Annotated in this window: 7 protein-coding genes; 4 read left to right on the forward strand and 3 right to left on the reverse strand. The window is 70.1% G+C overall.

Features of this window, described 5'->3' with window-relative positions; all coding sequences use genetic code 11:
- Positions 1–15 precede the first annotated feature (15 nt).
- The 3 genes from BJ961_RS09840 (at position 16) to BJ961_RS09850 (ending at position 10219) form a co-directional block, all read left to right on the forward strand.
- Positions 16–975 carry a hypothetical protein gene (locus BJ961_RS09840; protein ID WP_271320934.1) on the forward strand — a complete coding sequence of 320 codons (960 nt, stop codon included), beginning with the start codon at positions 16–18 and terminating at the stop codon, positions 973–975.
- Positions 976–1064: 89 nt separating this feature from the next.
- A complete protein-coding gene (locus BJ961_RS09845) occupies positions 1065–7898 on the forward strand; it encodes a DEAD/DEAH box helicase (protein WP_271320935.1) in 6834 nt (2277 codons plus the stop codon).
- Positions 7895–10219: a UvrD-helicase domain-containing protein gene (locus BJ961_RS09850; protein WP_271320936.1), complete on the forward strand. Its 2325-nt coding sequence runs from the start codon at positions 7895–7897 to the stop codon at positions 10217–10219. Before BJ961_RS09845 ends, BJ961_RS09850 begins: the two co-directional genes overlap by 4 nt.
- Before the next feature lie 764 nt (positions 10220–10983).
- Here the strand turns inward: BJ961_RS09850 and BJ961_RS09855 are convergent.
- Positions 10984–12513, reverse strand: a complete 1530-nt coding sequence (locus BJ961_RS09855; protein ID WP_271320937.1) for a helix-turn-helix domain-containing protein — start codon at positions 12511–12513, stop codon at positions 10984–10986.
- 86 nt (positions 12514–12599) lie between these two features.
- Positions 12600–12797, reverse strand: a complete 198-nt coding sequence (locus BJ961_RS09860) for a DUF4236 domain-containing protein (RefSeq protein WP_271320938.1) — start codon at positions 12795–12797, stop codon at positions 12600–12602.
- 292 nt (positions 12798–13089) lie between these two features.
- Between BJ961_RS09860 and acnA the strand changes: the two genes are divergently transcribed.
- Positions 13090–15807 (forward strand): aconitate hydratase AcnA, encoded by a 2718-nt coding sequence (gene acnA / locus BJ961_RS09865; protein ID WP_271320939.1) that lies wholly within the window; start codon positions 13090–13092, stop codon positions 15805–15807.
- Positions 15808–15906: 99 nt separating this feature from the next.
- Here the strand turns inward: acnA and BJ961_RS09870 are convergent, their stop codons facing one another.
- The gene (locus BJ961_RS09870) at positions 15907–19713 is read right to left on the reverse strand and encodes a GH92 family glycosyl hydrolase (RefSeq protein ID WP_271320940.1); all 3807 of its coding nucleotides are present in this window, start codon (positions 19711–19713) and stop codon (positions 15907–15909) included.
- Between the last annotated feature and the right edge of the window lie 462 nt (positions 19714–20175).

The following is a 20175-nucleotide window of genomic DNA, read 5'->3' on the forward strand; positions in this document are numbered from 1 at the left end:
CGCGGAGGGGGACACGTGCCGCAGCTGTTCCTGAACGAGAAGTCCTGCGAGACGACGGCCGAGCCGGACCGTGTCAACCGGGCCATGAGCACCATGGTTGAGGCCGTCCTCGCCATCGCCAGGGAAGACCCCAAGGGCACGGCGCTGGTCACCCACGCCAGCTCCCTGATGGCTTTACAGCTGGCCCAGGGACATCCCATCAGCAAGTGGATGGGCGCCCCGGACACCAAGGACCTGCGCGTCCTGCTGAAGAAGCTGGAGGACAAATCGCCCTACGAGACGGTCTTCCCCGAGGGCGAGACCTTCTCCGACGTCGCGTGTCGGCACGACGGCGATCCGGTGGACGGGCTGCGCTACGCGCATCTGCTGGGCGGCATCGGCATCTCCCTCCCGCTGGAAGCTCGTTGGAACGCCGACACGCTCACCCTGGTGCGGGAACAGCTCGTGGACGACGAGGACACGGGGTCCGTGCTCACCGAGGTCGAGGTCAGGCACGTCGCCGGCACCGAGCACGTCGCGCCGCACCTGCCCTGGATCCGACGCGGTGCGGACGCCGGCCGGCAGAAGGCGGTCCAGGGCCTGCGGTCCGGTGCCGAACTGTGGCGCCTGCGCTCGGACCTCTTCCCACTGCTCCAGTTCACGACGCTGGCTGAGCAACACTTCACCGAGCTGCCGGAGACGTGGGTGCGACCGGTGGGTGAGCGGCTCGGAGAACTGCAGGACGCGGTCGGCGACTGGGACCCGGCCCTGCGGCCCATCTGCCCCCAGTGGCGTTCCTACGTGCGCACCGAGTTCGAGAACCGGCGGCGCCTGTGCTGGTTCGAGGACACCGACGGTGAGACGCGTCTGTTCGACTGGCACAGCGAGTTCCTGCCGGAGCGGGGGCGCATGCCGGGCCGCCTGCACTTCCGCCTGCTCCACGAGGAGCGCACCCTGCGCATCGCGTACGTCGGGCGGAAACGCGGCAACAGATGATCCACCCCGGAGCCCGCCCGGCCGCCCCGGCTAACGTAGGCCCCTGACCGGCCGCTCACCGGCCCCACCAGCACCAAGGAGGACCGCGCGTGCGTCCCACCCTCGCCGCCGACCAGGTACGGGCCAGCCTGAGCCAGTACCTCGCGACGACGTACGCGCTGGCCGACGAGAGCACCCGCCGCGCCCTGGAGAACTTCCTCGGCGACCCCGAGGACGGCATCTTCCGCGGCCCCTACCTCCGCGTCCGCACCCCCTTCCGCACCGCCGTGGGCACGGACTGGAAGCGGCATCTGACCTGGCACCCCGAGCTGACCCCGTACCGGCACCAGGAAGCCGCCTGGGAGCGGCTGTCGACCCTGCACGGCCCGGCCCGGCCCACCCTCGTCACCACCGGCACCGGATCCGGCAAGACCGAGTCGTTCCTGGTCCCGATCCTCGACCACTGCTACCGCCAGCGGCTGGCCGGGCGGAAGGGCGTCAAGGCGATCCTGCTCTACCCGATGAACGCCCTGGCCACCGACCAGGCCCACCGCATCGGCGAGCGGCTGAACGACCCGAAGGACACCCGGCTGCGGGACGCCGGGGTGGGCGCCGGGCTCTACATCGGGGACCGGCCGTCCCAGGAGTTCAAGCAGGCCAATCCGGCGATCACCGTGGACCGGGACGAGATCCGGCGGACCATGCCGGACATCCTGATCACCAACTACAAGATGCTCGACCTGCTCCTGCAACGGCCCGAGGACCAGCGGCTGTGGCAGGACTCGGCGCTCGCCTACGTCGTCCTCGACGAGTTCCACACCTACGACGGCGCCCAGGGCACGGACGTCGCCATGCTGCTGCGCCGCCTCGGCTCGGTCACCGGGCTCGCCGAACCCGGACGGCCACTGGGGCCGGTCTGCCCCGTCGCCACGTCGGCCACCCTCGGCGAGAACGGCACCGGCGCCACCGACAGCGGTGCGGGGGGCCCGGCGGCCCGCCCCGGCAGCGGCCCCGGCATGCTGGAAGTCGCCGAGCAGGTCTTCGGTGTGCCGTTCCCGCCCGACGCGGTCGTCGGGGAGGACCGGCGCTCCACCAGGGACTTCACCGGCGAGAGCGACTTCAGCCTGCCGTTCCCCTCGCCCCACGAGGTCGCCGGACTCGGCGACCCCACCCGCGACCCGGGCGCGATGGACGACCTCGTCACCGCCTTCTCCGGGCTGAGCGGGCCGAGCCCGGAGGACCTCGGGGCCGTGCTGCGCCGGCACCGGCTGACCGCCGCCGTCCTGGAGATCCTCGACGGCACGCCCAGGACGATCTCCGAGATCACCGAGGTCCTGCCCCGCTACGCCTACCACTGGGGCATGGCCGTACAGCAGCAGCCGCGTGTCGCCGCCCAGGGCCTGGCCCGGTACATCGCCCTCCTGTCGTACGCCCGAGACCCGGACCACCCCGGACGGCCGCTGCTGTCCATCGAGATCCACCACTGGGTACGCTCGGTCTCCCGTGTGCTGCGGGGCATCAGTGCGGCCCGCGCCGAGTTCCGCTGGGACGACGAACGGGTGACCTCCGGCGGTGCGCTGACCCGCAAGGTCCCCGGCCCGGCCGCCCGGCCGTCCCCGTACGACGGGGAGGGACCCGCCGTACCCCTCGACGCCGCCGAGCAGGCCGCCGTACCGGCCGACGACAGCGCGCCGCCGCCCGCCGAGGTTTTTCTGCCGGCCGTGTTCTGCCGCGAGTGCGGACGCTCCGGCTGGGCCGCGTACTCGCCCGAGGTAGACCCCGCCGAGCTCGAACTGAACGCCACGAAGATCCGCCGCGCCTCCGTCGGCCGGGACAAGCGTCGGGTGCGCAACATGATCGCCGCGACTCCGCGAGAGGTGCACGAGGCCGCCTTCGGGGCGGGGGCGGAGCGTCGGCGCGGCGGCCCATCCGTCATGGTGCTGGAGGGCCACGGCGGGCGGCTTCGGCCCCTGTCACCCGACGCCGACTTCACCGCCCCGACGGACGGCGAGGGACCGCGCCGGCCACGCACCCTCCACAACGCCGCGTTCGTCCACGCCGACCTCGACGGCGACCGGGCCGCCGAACGCGACCAGTGCCCCGCCTGCCGCACCTTCAACTCCGTCCGCTACCTCGGCACCGGCCTCGCCGCGCTCGCCGCCGCCGCCGTCACCCAGCTCTTCACCGGCGGCGAACTCGACAAGAACCTGGGGGAGGACAAGACCCTCCTCTTCAACGACTCCGTACAGGACGCCGCCCACCGCGCCGGATACGTCGCCAGCCGCTCGTACACCTTCTCGCTCCGTGCCCTGCTCGCCAGCCGTATCGATGAGGACGAGCCGATCACGCTGAACGACCTGGCCGCCGACCTGATCGCGGACGTCGTCGACAGCAAGGCCGTACAGGCCGCCGTCATCCCGCCCGACCTGCACCTGGTCAGGGGTGTGGACACGCTGCTCTCCGGCCGCAGCCGCGGCTCCCGGCCCACCTGGGAACTGATCGCACAACGCCTGGCGTTCGCCACCGTGATGGAGTTCGGCCTGCGCTCCAGGCAGGGCCGCACCCTGGAACTGACCCGCACCGTCGCCGCCGACGTGCCCCTCCAGGACCCCGACGCTGTGGCGGAACTCGTACGGGAGACACTGCTCACCACGCCGGGAGAAATCGCCCTGCCCGACGGGTCCGTGCCCGGATACGACCGGCATATCGGCTTCGTCCGGGGCCTGTTGGAGCGCATGCGCATCCGGGGAGCCGTCCGGCACGCCTGGCTGGACCTCTGGCTGGACCAGGCCGGGGTCCGTCGATGGGCGATCTGGGGCGGACGCGAGAACGGGATGCCCGCCTTCCCCCGGGGGGTCTCCGCGCCCGCCTTCCTGCTGGGCAGCCCCAAGCAGGGCAGCGAGGACTTCGACGTCCTCACCGGACGGCTCGGCTGGTACCAGGACTGGGCCGTACGCTCCCTGGGCCTGCGCCCGGAGGCCGCCGCCACGTTCCTGAGCCGGCTGCTGCCCGCGCTCGCCGAGATCGGTGTCGTCTCCGCGCGCACCGCGCTCGACGGCGCCACCCGCGTCTACGGACTCCAGCCCGGCCACATCCGGGTGCGCAGACTCGCCGACGACACGCTGCCTGACGCCACCGCGCACTGCCCGCGCTGCTTCTGGGAACAGACCATCCACCCCGACCTGGCCGGCCAGTGGCACGGTCAGCCCTGCCCCCGCTACCGCTGCGGCGGCACTCTCGGCACCGGCCGCGACCTGGACAGCGGACTGAGGCAACGGGACTACACCGACGACTTCTACCGGCGCATGTACCGCGAGGCCGGCGTCTTCACCATCAACACCGCCGAACACACCGGCACCCTCAGCCGCGCCCGGCGCGAGGCGGTCGAGAAGGCCTTCCGCGACGGCACCCGCGTCCACTACGCCAACCCGCAGGTGCTGTCCTGCACCCCCACCCTCGAACTCGGCATCGACATCGGCGACCTCTCGGCGGTCGTCCTCGCCTCGCTGCCCAAGGGACCGGCCAACTACATCCAGCGGGTGGGCCGCGCGGGCCGCTCCACCGGCAACGCCTACCTGCTCACCATGGTCGACCGGGGGCCGCGCGACCGCTACTACCTCGAAGAACCCCGCCTCATGATCGCCGGGGAGGTTCGGCCGCCCGGCTGCTACCTGTCCGCGGCCGAGATCCTGCGCCGCCAGTACCTTGCCCACCTCCTCGACCTCGCCGGCGCCGGACGGCTGACCGCCCCCGACGGGACACCGCTGCGCCCGCTGCCCGGGCGGGCCACAGAACTGTTCGGCGCCTCTGCCTGGCAGGCCGACTTCAGCGAGGCCGCGCTGGCCGACGGCGAACGACTCGTCCGGGGCTTCCTGGACCTGTTCCCTCCGTACGAGGAGAGCCGCGGCACGGGCGTCAGCCCGCAGGCCCGTACCGCCCTCACCGCCTACGCCACCGACCCCGGCGAGGAGGGACTGGCCGGCGCTCTGGTCGCCGCGTGCAGGCGCTGGGAGGAGCGCCGCGCGGACCTCCAGCGCCGCACCGAGGCCATCGACCGGGCGCACGGGCTGCTCGTCGCCGGCGACCCCGACCACGCACGGCAGGGGCGCGAGTTGCGGGCCGAGCGGCGCGAGGTGGGCCGCATCTCCCGGGAGATCAGCCGCACCACCGCGCACGGCGCCCTGGTCGACCTCGGCCTGCTGCCGAACTACAGCCTCATCGACTCGGCCACCGAGCTGGAGGCCACCCTCACCTGGACCGAGAAGACCGCCGACGGCGGCCGCGAGAACCACAGCAAGACCCTCCGCCACAGCCGCCCCGCCCGCCTCGCCCTCACCGAGTTCGCGCCCGGCAACCACTACTACGTCCAGGGCTACAAGCACCGCGTCACCGGAGTGGACATCGGCGGGCCCGGCCGCCCGGCCTGGCTCTGGTGGCGCGTGTGCCCCGACTGCGGCCACGTCCGCACCCACCTCGCCGAGGACGACGCGTCCCCCTGCCCTCGCTGCCGGTCCGCGGCCATCGGCGACGTCGGCTGCCTGCACAAGGTGCTCGTGCCGCGCCGCGTCACCTCCCGGGACGAACGCGACGACGTCCGTGTCCGCGACGACAGCGACGAACGGGAGCGGCGCCACTACACCGTCGTTCCCGCCGTCGACATCGACGCCGACGACATCGAACAGGCCTGGAAGCACGAACACGCCACCTTCGGCTGGGAGTTCACCCGGCAGGCGCACGTCCGGCATCTCAACGTCGGCGCCGCCCGCGTGGACGGCGGCGCGGACACCACCTTCGCCGGACAGGAGGTCCGCCTCAACCCCTTCTGGGTCTGCGACGCCTGCGGCTACGCCGACCCGGACGGCGGACCCGCCGCGCACGACGCCGGTGACGCGTCGGCACACGCCAAGTACCACCGGCCGTGGTGTCCCAGACGGCGCGCCGGAGCCGACGCCGTACGACGCGGCGAGCGGGTGCTGCTCGCCCACGAACTGCGCACCGACGCACTGCGCGTCCTCATCCCCGCCGTCACCGCGCACACCCGGGAACGGCTCGCGTCCTTCAAGGCGCTGCTGCTGGCCGGCATCGCCCGCAGCTACGGCGGCGACCCCGACCACCTCGCGGTCGTCACCGACTCCATGCCCGAGGAACGCGGTGAGACCCCGCTCCGCCGCCACTTCCTCGTCCTGTACGACACGCTCCCCGGCGGCACCGGCTACCTGCACCGCCTCGCCGGCCGGGACGGTCTCAAGGGTGTCCTGGACGACGCCCGGCAGGTGATCGAGACGTGCGTGTGCGTGGGCCAGGGCCGGTCCGCGTGCCACCGCTGCCTGTTGCGGCACGTCACCGACGGCGAGTACGAACTCGTCTCCCGCGAGCACGCCCTCGACATGCTCGGCGACCTCTTCGGCCGCACCGCGGACCACTGGAGCGTCGGACCGGTCGCCACCACCCGAGACATCACCCTGGTGCACCAGGTGGAGAGCGAGCTGGAGGCACTCTTCCGGCGCGGGCTGCTCGAATGGGCCGAGCGGGTGGACGACGTCAGCGTCCGCACCGCTCTCACGGCCGACGGCACCCGGGACACGACACTGCGCTTCACGGCACCCGACGGCACCGTCCGCGGCTGGCAGATGGAAACCCAGACCCCGCTCGACTTCACCCGGCCGGACGTGGTCTTCCGCAGCACCGACGACGACCGCCGGGTCGCCGTCTACCTCGACGGCTACCGCTACCACGCGAGCCCCGAGCACCTCACCGCCGAGGCCGACGCCGTCAAGCGCACCCGGCTGCGCGCGGAAGGCTGGCAGGTCTTCCAGCTCACCTGGGACGACGTACAGACCTGGACCGGCCGGACCACGCTCCGGGCCGACCCCCCGTGGAAGCCGTACCCGAACACCGCGCAGAAGACGGCCATGGACGTCCACCGGCGCATGCACGCCGGAGACACCCGCGACCTGCCGAGGCTGGTGTGGGCCAACCCGGTCGAGACGCTGATCGGCTACCTGACCGACCCCGACCCCGACGTCTGGCGGCGCCGCACCCAGAGCGCCCTCGCGGGCTTCGCCGCCGTGTCGGCGACCAGCAGGGCCCTGGCCGCAGGCAAGGAGACCGGGCTCAGGATCAGCGAGGCGCTGCACGGTCACCGGTTGGCGCAGGGACAGGGCGCCGTCCAGGTCATGGCGACGCGGGACGCCTCGGGGTGCCCTCTCGCCATCGCGCTCGACCTGCGCGGGGGCCAGAGCGCGGCAGCCTGGACGGCACTGACCGTCCTCGACGACAGCACGGACACGGTCGACGCCGACGAGACCGCCCACCGCAGACGCTGGCAGGCTTGGCTCTACTGGAGCAACCTGCTTCAGTTCCTCGACGCCGGGGAGGGCGACGGGGTCCAGCTCACGACCGGCATGCTCCCCGCGTTCGACCCGGCCGAGCTGGCGGTCACCGGCGGCGCCGGATGGCTCAGCTCACGGCAGCACCGGCAGGAACCTGTTCCGGATGGACGGCAGCCGACCGTCGGATCGCAGTCGGCCCTCGGGCGGCAGCCGGTCGCGGAGGGGCAGGGCGCCGAGGAGGCTCCGGCCGCCGTGCGCGACCCCGCCTGGGACGAAGTCATCGAGTACCTCGTCGACGAGCCGGGCCTGCCCGCCCTCGCCAGGGCGCTCGCCGACCGGGGCCTGCCCGCCCCGGAGGCCGGCTACGAACTGGGAACGGCCGCCTGGCCCGCCGAACTCGCCTGGCCCGGCCCCCGCGTGGGCATCGTCCTCGCGCACCGGCCGGACCCCGCCACCCGACGCGACATCGATGCCGAACAACGGGACCGGGCCTACCGGGACGCGGGCTGGCAGGTCCGTACCGCGGCGGAATGGGACGTCGACGCACTCGCCGCCCTGGCCGGCCGGGACGCGGACAGAGCAACGCACCACCACGAGGAGAACGAGCGATGACGGTCACCGGCGTGCCGAGGACGGGCGTGACGCTGCGCCTACTGGACAAGGCCGACAAGGAGATCGTCAAACTGGACCGCGCAGTCCTCGGGGCGTTCTACAAGTTCCAGCACGACTTCCGCCGCAACCCCGACGCCGGCGGCTTCGACCTCAAGCAGCTGGAAGGCCACGACCGTCTCTGGTCGGCACGCGTCAACCGCGAGTGGCGGGCCCTGATGATCCGCCTCGGCGGCGACGACTGGCTGCTCGTCTCGGTCAAGCACCGCAGCCACGTCCACAAGAACCTGGACCGGCTCAACTACGGCATCAACCACATCACCGGCGCCATCGAATACGTCGACCTCCAGGTCGTCGAGGAGAGCGTGCTGCGCCGCGGACTCACCCCGCCCGCCGCTCCGGTCCCGGCTCCGACGCCCGTGCCCGCTGCGGAACCGGCCCGTCCAAAGCCGTCGGAGGAGCCGGAAGGGCTGGAGGAGCCGGAAGAACCCCTCTTCGAGGCTTACACCGACGAGCAGCTCGCCGATCTCGGCGTCGCCGAACCGCTCATCCCCATCGTCCGGAAACTCACCACGGACGACGAACTGCTCGGCCTCGCCGAGTACGCACCCCGCCACACCGGGGAGGTCCTCCTCCGGCTGCGCGACGGTGCTTCCTACGAAACGGTCATGGACGAGGTCACCGCGCCCGTCGCGGTCGAAGAGCCGGAGCGCAACCTCGACTCCGCCGACTGGCAGGCAGCCGTCGACCGCTCACAGACCGTGGCGATCACCGACGACGAATTCCTGCAGAGCATCCTGGAGGAGGGCGACTTCGGGCGCTGGAAGATCTTCCTCCACCCCACCCAGGAGAAGCTGGTCCACCGGCGCTACTCCGGCCCGGCCCGGGTCGGTGGCGGCCCGGGAACGGGCAAGACCATCGTCGCCCTCCACCGTGTCTGCCATCTGGTGCGACAGCTCCCGCCCGGCCACACCAAGCCCGTCCTGTTCACCACGTTCAACCGGAACCTTGCCGCCGACCTCCGCTCCCGGCTCCTCTCCCTCGGCGGACCCGACGTACTGGCCAGGGTCGACATCGCACACGTCGACCAACTCGCCACCCGCATCGTCAGCGAGGCCGACCCGGGCAACGCCAAGCGGCGCATCGACGACACGGCGGCGCTCCGCGAGTGGCGAGACCTGCTGGTGGAGGCGGGAGAGACCCGCTGGAGCGCCGAGTTCCTCAGCGACGAATGGAACCAGGTCATCCTCGGCCAGGCCGTGGCCTCCCGGAGCGACTACTTCACCGTCCGGCGCGCCGGCAGGGGGCGCAGCGTCACCCGCGCCGAGCGCGCCGGCATCTGGCAACTCGCCGAACGCTTCACGCAACGGCTGGAGACCAAGGGGCTGGAGACCCACCGCCAGGTCGCCGAACGGGCGGCGCGGCTGGAGATGACCCGCAAGGCCAGGATCGACGAGCGGTCACAGGAGCGCGAGGACCGGGGCGGCCTGGACAACCTCCACGTCGAGGCCGGGTCCGGAGCCCGGCTGCGCCACCGGTACCGGCACATCGTGGTCGACGAGGCCCAGGACCTCAGCGCCGCCCACTGGAAGATGCTGCGTGCCATGGCGCCGTCCGAGGCCGACGACATCTTCCTCGTGGGCGACACGCACCAGCGGATCTACGACAACCAGGTCACCCTCGGCAGCCTCGGTGTCCACATCCGTGGCCGGTCCTCCCGGCTGACCCTCAGCTATCGCACGACCCGGGAGATCCTTCGCGACTCGATCCGGGTGCTGGGCGACGCCGACTACGACGACCTGGACGGTGACAGCGACACCCTCGCTGGGTACCGCTCGGTCCTGCACGGCCCGGCTCCGTCGTTGCGCGGTGCGCGGAGCTGGGACGAGGAGATGGACCTCGTCGTGGAACAGCTGCGGGCCTGGCGCGACGTGCCCCGTGAGTCCACGGCGATCTGCGTCCCGACCAACGACATGGTCACCCAGCTTGCCGAACGCCTCGCCCGGCGCGGCATCAGCCCGACCGAGATCACACAGGACGGGCCGCGCGGCGATCAGGGCGTCCACATCGGCACCATGTACCGCTTCAAGGGACTGGAGTACCGCTGCCTGATCATCGCCGGGGTGGCCGAGGGCCTCGTCCCCCGCGCCTCCGTGGACACGTGGGAGCACACCGACCCGAGCCGCCATCGGCGAGAGCTGCACCGGGCGCGCTCGCTGCTTTTCGTCGCGGCCACCCGCGCCCGTGACGCCCTGGCCATCACCTGGCACGGAGAACCGAGTCGCTTCCTGGCGCCGCTGCTCCCGCCCCGAAGCGATACCTGAAGCGGACACTGGACCGAGCGCAGTTGCTGCGGCTACGTCCAGGTGTCTGGCCGAGGCCCTGGATCCGGAGATCACAAAAAGCCTGCTATATGAGGCTGACTTCGATCTCCGATGTAGACAGTGATGCTACGGGACCGAGGCTCGAGAACGCGAAAAGTACCACCGGCGGTACAGACTTTCCCCCTCTGCGCGGAGACTCTGGTGTCCGACGCGAGGAGGCGACTCAATGGGATGGATAGCCGTGGGGTGCGGGGCCATCTTGGCGCTGGGCGTGATGCGCATTCTGTTCCGGCAGGTACGAGGAATTCTTCCTGACGGAAGCGCTCTCGTCCGTGCTTGGAGGAGTTCGTCACCGTTGTGAGAGGCGCGAGGCGGGCCACTCGCCGTTGAGTCGCGGTGCATGTACCCGTGTTCCGGACAATCGTGAGTGGGCGCGATCACATCCGCCAGGGCCGCGTGTGCAGCCCATATTGCGCACAGCTGCGGCCGACGAGGGTGCGGAGCACGGGCCTCAGTTCCGGGAGCAGGGCCTGGTTGAGGTAGCGGGGTGGATCGTCGTGCTACCCCTCGTCCAGGGTGGTGCGGTAACAGGCCCATACACTGGGGTATGGCTTGCGTATGCGCGATGTCCTCGGCGACCGCGTCCGCCCTTGCTCGGTCTGGCCTAAATGTCCCCGAGAAGTCCCACAGGCGAAGCCGAGTCCCCTCCTGGCTCGCATCTGCGCAAGTCAAGAGGGGTTTCGCGCGACGACTTCTTAAAGCTCTCAGATGTCCCGGAAGATCTCGATCTGCGCCCCGATCGAGTTCAGCCGCTCCGCGAGGTCCTCGTAGCCGCGGTTGATGACGTAGACGTTGCGCAGTACCGACGTGCCCTCGGCCGCCATCATCGCGAGGAGGACGACCACGGCGGGGCGCAGGGCGGGCGGGCACATCATCTCGGCCGCGCGCCAGCGGGTGGGGCCCTCGACGAGGACGCGGTGGGGGTCCAGGAGCTGGAGGCGGCCGCCGAGGCGGTTCAGGTCGGTGAGGTAGATGGCGCGGTTGTCGTAGACCCAGTCGTGGATGAGGGTCTGGCCCTGCGCCGAGGCCGCGATGGCCGCGAAGAAGGGGACGTTGTCGATGTTCAGGCCCGGGAAGGGCATGGGGTGGATCTTGTCGATCGGCGCTTCGAGCTTGGAGGGGCGGACGGTGAGGTCCACCAGGCGGGTGCGGCCGTTGTCGGCGAAGTACTCCGGGGTGCGGTCGTGGTCGAGGCCCATCTCCTCCAGGACCGCCAGCTCGATCTCCAGGAACTCGATCGGGACCCGGCGCACCGTCAGTTCCGACTCCGTGACCACGGCGGCGGCCAGCAGGCTCATCGCCTCGACCGGGTCCTCGGAGGGGGAGTAGTCGACGTCGGCGTCGATGACCGGCATGCCGTGCACGGTGAGGGTGGTGGTGCCGATGCCTTCGACGCGCACGCCCAGGGCTTCGAGGAAGAAGCACAGGTCCTGGACCATGTAGTTGGAGGAGGCGTTGCGGATGACGGTGACGCCGTCGTGGCGGGCGGCCGCCAGGAGGGCGTTCTCCGTGACCGTGTCGCCCCGTTCGGTCAGGACGATGGGGCGGTTCGGGCGGACGGTGCGGTCGACCACCGCGTGGTAGTGCCCCTCGGTCGCGGCGACGTCCAGGCCGAAGCGGCGCAGCGCGATCATGTGCGGCTCGATGGTCCGGGTGCCGAGGTCGCAGCCGCCGGCGTAGGGCAGCCGGAAGCGGTCCATGCGGTGCAGCAGTGGGCCCAGGAACATGATGATGGAGCGGGTGCGGACGGCGGCCTCGGCGTCGATGGCCTCCATGTCCAGCTCGGCCGGCGGCACGATCTCCAGGTCGGTGCCGTCGTTGATCCAACGGGTGCGTACGCCGATGGAGTTGAGCACCTCCAGGAGGCGGTAGACCTCCTCGATGCGGGCGACCCGGCGCAGCACCGTGCGCCCCTTGTTGAGCAGCGAGGCGCACAGCAGGGCCACGCAGGCGTTCTTGCTGGTCTTGACGTCGATGGCACCGGAGAGGCGACGGCCGCCGACCACACGCAGGTGCATCGGGCCCGAGTAGCCCAGGGAGACGATCTCGCTGTCCAGCGCTTCGCCGATCCGGGCGATCATCTCAAGGCTGATGTTCTGGTTGCCGCGCTCGATGCGGTTGACGGCGCTCTGGCTGGTGTTGAGCGCCTCCGCGAGCTGTGACTGCGTCCAGCCGCGGTGCTGCCGGGCGTCACGGATGAGCTTGCCGATGCGTACGAGGTAGTCGTCTGCCATGAGGTTGAGGCTATCTCAGATATGAGATCACGCCTCTCGGGGGGTCCGTTCGGGTGACGTGACGTCAAGGAACCCCCGGTGGCACCTCAGCGGCGCTTGGCCGTCGTGGTGCGGCGCCATCCGAAAGGTCCCGGCAAATCCATCGATGTCGTACGGCGTCCGGTGCTGCTGCGGGTGTGCCGCGGGCCGTTCCCGCCGCCGGTCGTGAGGGACCAGGAACGCTTGTTGATGTTCAGCCGCACTCCGGGGAGGATTCGGAAACTCTTGCGGAACGTGAGCGGCATCGTGCCCCCTTCCGGGTCGTGCCGGGACTGCCCGGCAGGCATCGGATACCCCCGTTCGGCGTAGTGATGGCCGCACGGGTCACTCGGGGTGGGGCGCACGCCACATGGCGCCCGGACATGACCGGAGCGCCCCCATGTACTAGAGTTATCTCGACATCGAGATATCTGCCGAGGCGCACCGCAGCCGCCACCCTGGTAAGGGTTACCTAACTTAGCCTTACCTCAGCGGATCTGCCAGGGCGGCGTGGCGGCAGGATGCGGTGGTACGCGCACATAAATGAAGGAGACTGTCGTGTCGGCGAACAGCTTCGACGCCCGCAGCACACTGCAGGTGGGCGACGAGTCGTACGAGATCTTCCGGCTGGACAAGGTCGAGGGCTCCGCGCGCCTTCCCTACAGCCTGAAGGTGCTGCTGGAGAACCTGCTCCGCACCGAGGACGGCGCGAACATCACCGCCGACCACATCCGCGCCCTCGGCGGCTGGGACTCGCAGGCCCAGCCGTCGCAGGAGATCCAGTTCACGCCGGCCCGCGTGATCATGCAGGACTTCACCGGCGTGCCCTGCGTCGTCGACCTCGCCACCATGCGTGAGGCCGTCAAGGAGCTCGGCGGCGACGCGAACAAGATCAACCCGCTCTCCCCGGCCGAGATGGTCATCGACCACTCCGTCATCGCCGACAAGTTCGGCACCAACGACGCGTTCAAGCAGAACGTCGACCTGGAGTACGGCCGCAACCGCGAGCGCTACCAGTTCCTGCGCTGGGGCCAGACCGCCTTCGACGACTTCAAGGTCGTCCCGCCCGGCACCGGCATCGTCCACCAGGTGAACATCGAGCACCTGGCCCGCGTCGTCATGACCCGGGACGGCAAGGCCTACCCCGACACCCTGGTCGGCACCGACTCGCACACCACCATGGTCAACGGCCTCGGCGTCCTCGGCTGGGGCGTCGGCGGCATCGAGGCCGAGGCCGCGATGCTCGGCCAGCCGGTCTCCATGCTCATCCCGCGCGTCGTCGGCTTCAAGCTGACCGGTGAGCTGACCCCCGGCACCACCGCCACCGACCTGGTGCTGACCATCACCGAGATGCTGCGCAAGCACGGTGTCGTCGGCAAGTTCGTCGAGTTCTACGGCGAGGGCGTCGCGGCCACGAGCCTCGCCAACCGCGCCACCATCGGCAACATGTCGCCGGAGTTCGGTTCCACCGCCGCGATCTTCCCGATCGACGACGAGACGCTGAACTACATGCGCCTGACCGGCCGCAGCGAGCAGCAGGTCGCGCTCGTCGAGACGTATGCCAAGGAGCAGGGCCTCTGGCTGGACCCGAAGGCCGAGCCGGACTTCTCCGAGAAGCTGGAGCTGGACCTCTCCACGGTCGTCCCCTCCATCGCCGGCCCGAAGCGCCCGCAGGACCGCATCGTCCTCGCGAACGCCGCCCAGCAGTTCAAGTCGGACGTCCTCAACTACGTGGACGTCGTGGACGAGGCGGGCAAGGAGTCCTTCCCGGCCTCCGACTCCCCGGCCGTCACCCCGAACGGCGCCCCGTCCAACCCGGTCCGTGTGACCGCCCCCGACGGCACCTCGTACGAGCTGGACCACGGTGCGGTGACGGTCGCGGCCATCACGTCCTGCACCAACACCTCCAACCCGTACGTCATGGTCGCCGCCGCCCTGGTCGCCAAGAAGGCGGTCGAGAAGGGACTGACCCGCAAGCCGTGGGTCAAGACCACCCTCGCCCCGGGCTCCAAGGTCGTCACCGACTACTTCGAGAAGGCGGGCCTGACCCCCTACCTCGACAAGGTCGGCTTCAACCTCGTCGGCTACGGCTGCACCACCTGCATCGGCAACTCCGGCCCGCTGCCGGAGGAGGTCTCCAAGGCCGTCAACGACCACGACCTCGCCGTCACCTCGGTGCTCTCCGGCAACCGCAACTTCGAGGGCCGGATCAACCCCGACGTCAAGATGAACTACCTGGCGTCCCCGCCGCTGGTCGTCGCCTACGCCCTCGCGGGCTCCATGAAGGTCGACGTCACCAAGGACGCCCTGGGCACCGACCAGGACGGCAACCCGGTCTTCCTCAAGGACATCTGGCCCTCCGAGGCCGAGGTGAACGACGTCGTCGCCAACGCCATCGGCGAGGACATGTTCTCCAAGTCCTACAGCGACGTCTTCGCGGGCGACGCCCAGTGGCAGGCGCTGTCCATCCCGACCGGCGACACCTTCGAGTGGGACGCCGAGTCCACCTACGTGCGCAAGCCCCCGTACTTCGAGGGCATGGGCATGGAGCCGGCCCCGGTCGAGGACATCTCCGGCGCCCGGGTGCTCGCCAAGCTGGGCGACTCGGTCACCACCGACCACATCTCCCCGGCCGGTGCCATCAAGGCCGACACCCCGGCCGGCAAGTACCTGACGGAGCACGGCGTCGAGCGCCGCGACTTCAACAGCTACGGCTCGCGCCGCGGCAACCACGAGATCATGATCCGCGGCACCTTCGCCAACATCCGCCTGCGCAACCAGATCGCGCCGGGCACCGAGGGCGGCTACACCCGCGACTTCACCCAGGCGGACGGGCCGGTGTCGTTCATCTACGACGCGTCCCGCAACTACATCGAGCAGGGCATCCCGCTCGTCGTCCTGGCCGGCAAGGAGTACGGCTCCGGCTCGTCCCGCGACTGGGCCGCCAAGGGCACCGCGCTGCTCGGCGTCAAGGCCGTCATCGCCGAGTCCTACGAGCGCATCCACCGCTCGAACCTCATCGGCATGGGCGTCCTGCCGCTGCAGTTCCCGGAGGGCCGCACCGCCGAGTCCCTCGGCCTGACCGGCGAGGAGTCCTTCTCCGTCTCCGGCGTGACCGAGCTGAACGACGGCACCACCCCGCGCACGGTGAAGGTCACCACCGACACCGGCGTCGAGTTCGACGCGGTCGTCCGCATCGACACCCCGGGTGAGGCGGACTACTACCGCAACGGCGGCATCCTGCAGTACGTGCTGCGCAGCCTGATCCGGAAGTAGTCCGATCAGCGAGTAGACGCGCTGCACAACGGCTGAGGGCCGCACCCCCTGTCTCGCGGGGGGTGCGGCCCTCAGCCGTGTGCCGAAGGGACCGGCCGCCTACGCCAGCAGCTCCACCTCCGCCAGCGTGTGCTCGCCGTCCAGGACCAGCCGGTACTTCGCGTACGAGCCCGGCGACCCCACCGAGAACGCCCGCGTCTGGCGGTCCCAGGCGAAGGACTCGCCGGAACGTTCGTCCAGCGTCCGCCAGGTCGTGCCGTCGGCCGAGCCCTGGAGCTTCCAGCCGGTCGGCGCCTTCGTGCGGTCCGCCGACGAGGTGAGCGTGTACTGGACCGCCTTCGCGCCCTCGGCGGACACCGGCAGGTCCACCGACGTCACGCTCGCGTCCGTCGCCGACGTGTCGTCGAACAGGGCACCCTCGCCCGTGATCGCGTCGCTGCGCGGGGTCGGCACCTCGTCGTCCTTGGTGATCGACGGGGGCGCCGCGTTCTCGCCGGTGCCCCACGAGGACGGCTTCGCGCCCATGTCGAACTCCAGGACGCCGCCCTTCGAGATCAGCGAGTGGGGGAGCGAAGTGGAGTTCCAGCGCTTGCCGTTGACCTTCAGACCCTGCACGTAGACGTTCTTCGTGCTGTTCTTCGGCGCCTTGACGACCAGCTTGCGGCCGTTCTCCAGGTGCACCGTCGCCTTGGTGAACAGCGGGGACCCGACGGCGTACTCGCCACTGCCCATCACCAGCGGGTAGAAGCCGAGCGAGGAGAAGAGGAACCAGGCCGACTGCTCGCCGTTGTCCTCGTCACCGTGGTAGCCCTGGCCGATGTCGCTGCCGGTGTACAGGCGCTGGAGCACCTCGCGGATGTTCTTCTGCGTCTTGTACGGCTGCCCGGCCGCGTCGTACATGTACAGGGCGTGGTGGGCGACCTGGTTGGAGTGCCCGTACATGCCCATCCGGACGTCCCGCGCCTCGGTCATCTCGTGGATGACACCGTTGTAGGAACCCTTCAGTTCCGGGGAGGCCGTCTCCGGGGTGGAGAGGTACTCGTCGAGCTTGTCGCCGAGTCCGTCCCGGCCGCCGTACAGGTTGGCGAGGCCGCGGCTGTCCTGCGGGGCGGTGAAGGCGTAGCCCCAGCCGTTGGTCTCGGTGTAGTCGTAACCCCACACACGGGGGTCGTACTTGTCGGAGTCGACGCGCCAGTTGCCCCGGGCGTCCCTGCCCTGGAAGAAGCCGGCCTGGGCGTCGAACATGTTGACGTAGTCCTGGGCGCGGTTCAGGAAGTAGGCCGACTCCTCCTTGTACCGCTTCTCGCCGGTCTCCTTGTAGAGCTTCTCGCCCATCTTCGCGATGCCGTAGTCGTTGAGGTAGCCCTCCAGCGCCCACGACATGCCCTCGTGCGTCTCGGTGCTGGTGTAGCCGAGGAACGGCGAGGTCGCCATGCCCTTGCGGCCCACGCCCGAGGACGGGGGCACGACGGTGGCGTTCTTGACGGCCGCGTCGTAGGCCGCCTTCGCGTCGAAGTCGACGCCCTTGACGTAGGCGTCGGCGAACGCCACGTCCGAGGAGGTGCCGGTCATCAGGTCCGCGTAGCCCGGGGAGGACCAGCGCGAGGTCCAGCCGCCGTCCTTGTAGTGCTGCACGAAGCCGTCGACCATCTCACCGGCCTGGGAGGGGGTGAGGAAGGAGTACGCGGGCCAGGTGGTCCGGTACGTGTCCCAGAAGCCGTTGTTGACGTAGACCTTGCCGTCCACGATCTTGGCGCCGGTCTCGGTCGGCGTGTTCTCCTTGGCCGCCTTGGAGAACGGGGAGGCGTACTTGTACGTCCCGTCGACCTTCTCGTGGCCCGCGTTCGGGTACAGGTACAGCCGGTAGAGGCTGGAGTACAGCGTGGTCAGCTGGTCCCGCGTGGCGCCCTCGACCTCGACCTTGCCGAGGATCCTGTCCCACGCCTTCTGGGCGTTCCGCTTGACCTTGTCGAAGGAGGCGTGCTTCGGGATCTCCTGGCGCAGGTTGTCCTTCGCCTGGTCGACGCCGATCAGCGAGGTGGCGATGCGCATCGTCACGGCGCGGTCCCGGCCGGCGTCGAAGGTCAGGTGCCCCTTGACGCCGCTCGCGTCGCCGCCGGTGACCCTGCTGTCGAACTCGCCGTAGACGAAGAGGCGGGTGGCTCCCGCGGAGCCGCCGGACTTGACGTCCGAGTAGCCGCTGAAGGTGCCGTTCTCCTTGTCCAGGGTCAGCCCGCCCTTGTCCTCGACGTTGTCGAAGATCACGCTCGCGTCGTCACCGGGGTAGGTGAAGCGCATCATCGCCGCGTGGTCGGTGGGCGCCATCTCGGCCTTGAGGCCGTTCTCGAACCGCACTCCGTAGTAGTAGGGCTTGGCGGTCTCGTTCTCGTGCCGGAAGGCCAGCTCGCGGGCGTCCCGGCCGGTGTCCGGGGTGCCGGAGGCGGCCGACGGCATCACCTGGAAGGTCTGCCGGTCGCCCATCCACGGGCTCGGCTCGTGGCTCGCGGCGAACGCCTGGAGGGTGGGCAGGTTGTCGTCGTTGTTGCCGCGCGCGTACTCGTAGAGCCAGCTGTCCGTCCCGGCGTTGGTCACCGGCGTCCAGAAGTTGAAGCCGTGCGGCACGGCGGTCGCGGGGAAGTTGTTGCCGCGCGAGAAGCTGCCGCTGGAGTTGGTGCCGCGGGTGGTGAGCGCGTAGTCCGAGAGGTGGGCCTCGGGGCGTTCGGGCGCGGCCCGCCCGATCTCCACGTCGTCCAGCCAGCCGCGGAACTTCGCCGGACCCTTGGGGGAGTCGTACGCCAGCAGGATCCGGTCGACGGTCTTGCCGGCCGCGACCGAACCGATCCCGGACCTCACGCTGTTCCACTGGTTGACGTAGAGGATCTTGGCGTCGCCCTGACCGCGCGGCGTCAGCGGGAAGCCGTGCTGGTCGGTGGCCCTGAGGTCGCTCAGGTAGGTGCCGTCGGTGAAGGCGAGGTCGACGGAGACGTTCGTGGCGTCGTAGTCGAGGTCGCCGTCCGCCATCGACGGGAAGACCTTGTACGACAGCTCGGTGCGCCGGTCGACCTTCACGTCGACGTCGAAGACCTTGTTGTACGAGTAGGCCCGGCCGTCCGCCGTGTGGCGGCCCGCGTAGCGCAGCGCGTGCGTGCCGGTGAAGCCCGCGTCCGCCTTCGCGGTGGGCGAGCCCTTCGGGCCCTCGTCGACGGAGGAGAGCATGTCCTCGGGGGTGGGGACCTCGGTGTCGCTGGTGGCCAGCTGCACGTCGGCGAGCTGGAGCGCGTCGCCCGCCCCGTTGTTCCCGGTGATCTCCAGCCGGAAGTGCTGGAACTCGGCGGTTTCGGCGAGTTCGTACGTCTTGGTCTGGAAACGCTCGCCGAAGGACTCCCCGGAGCGGGTGTCCAGCGTCTGCCAGTTCTCGCCGTCGGCCGAGCCCTTCAATGTCCAGTTCTTCGGGTCGCGTTCGTCGTGGTCGTTGGCCGACGTGAGCGCGTACTTGGCGATCTCCGTCGGCGCGTCCAGGTCGAACTCGAGCCAGCCGGTCGGCGCGAAGGTCAGCCACTTGGTGCTCGGCTCGTTGTCGACGAGGTTCTCCTTCACCTCCCCGCCGCCCGTGTTCTCGGCGCTGGCCCGTACGCCCGTGACGTTCTCGGTGACATTGCCCGGAATGCCGGTGCTGTAGCCGCCGTCCACGCCGGAGGACCGCTTGCGGCCGTCGCGGCCGGTGTCCACGGTGTCGACCCAGTCCGGAACCGGGTCGTCCGACTCGAACGACGACGCGAACTCCCGGTCGGTCTTCGCGGGCGCGTCCGGCAGCGCGACCGCCGCCCCCTGTGAGCCCACCGCCACGGCGAAGGCGGTCGTCATCACGACCGCCGGACCCCATCTGTGCCGAACTCTGTATCGCATGTCCTGGCCACCCTCCCTGCGCTGGGGACAACGTTGTCAAATCAACTGCGCAAGGACCAGTAGGGGTCAAGTGACAAGTGATGTCAAGGGTGTTGGATGTGGCCTTCGGGGCTTATGGCAGGGATTCCTCCGGCATGCGGTGCACAGTCCATTCATATTTCCGGGAGGTCTCAACTCGGAAAAGACGTATGGCCAACCTTGCATTCGATCTTGCTCCGCCAAGCGAAAGTGGACTATACCTGTCGGCACTCCGGGGCATCTTCACCGCACCCGACCTTGTACGGCCGCATTTCCTGCACGACCCAGCTTGACCCGATCGCGGTGCCGGGGATGATCCGGTTCACCGCCTGAGTCCTGGAGAAGGCGAGGACTTGAGCATGGGATCCACCACCGGCGTGGGCCATCACGATCTGATCAGGCGGAGCGCGACCGCCGCTCCGGCCCCGGCGACTGTTGTGCCGG

The sequence above is a fragment of the Streptomyces lienomycini genome, assembly GCF_027947595.1.
Lineage (GTDB): Bacteria > Actinomycetota > Actinomycetes > Streptomycetales > Streptomycetaceae > Streptomyces > Streptomyces lienomycini.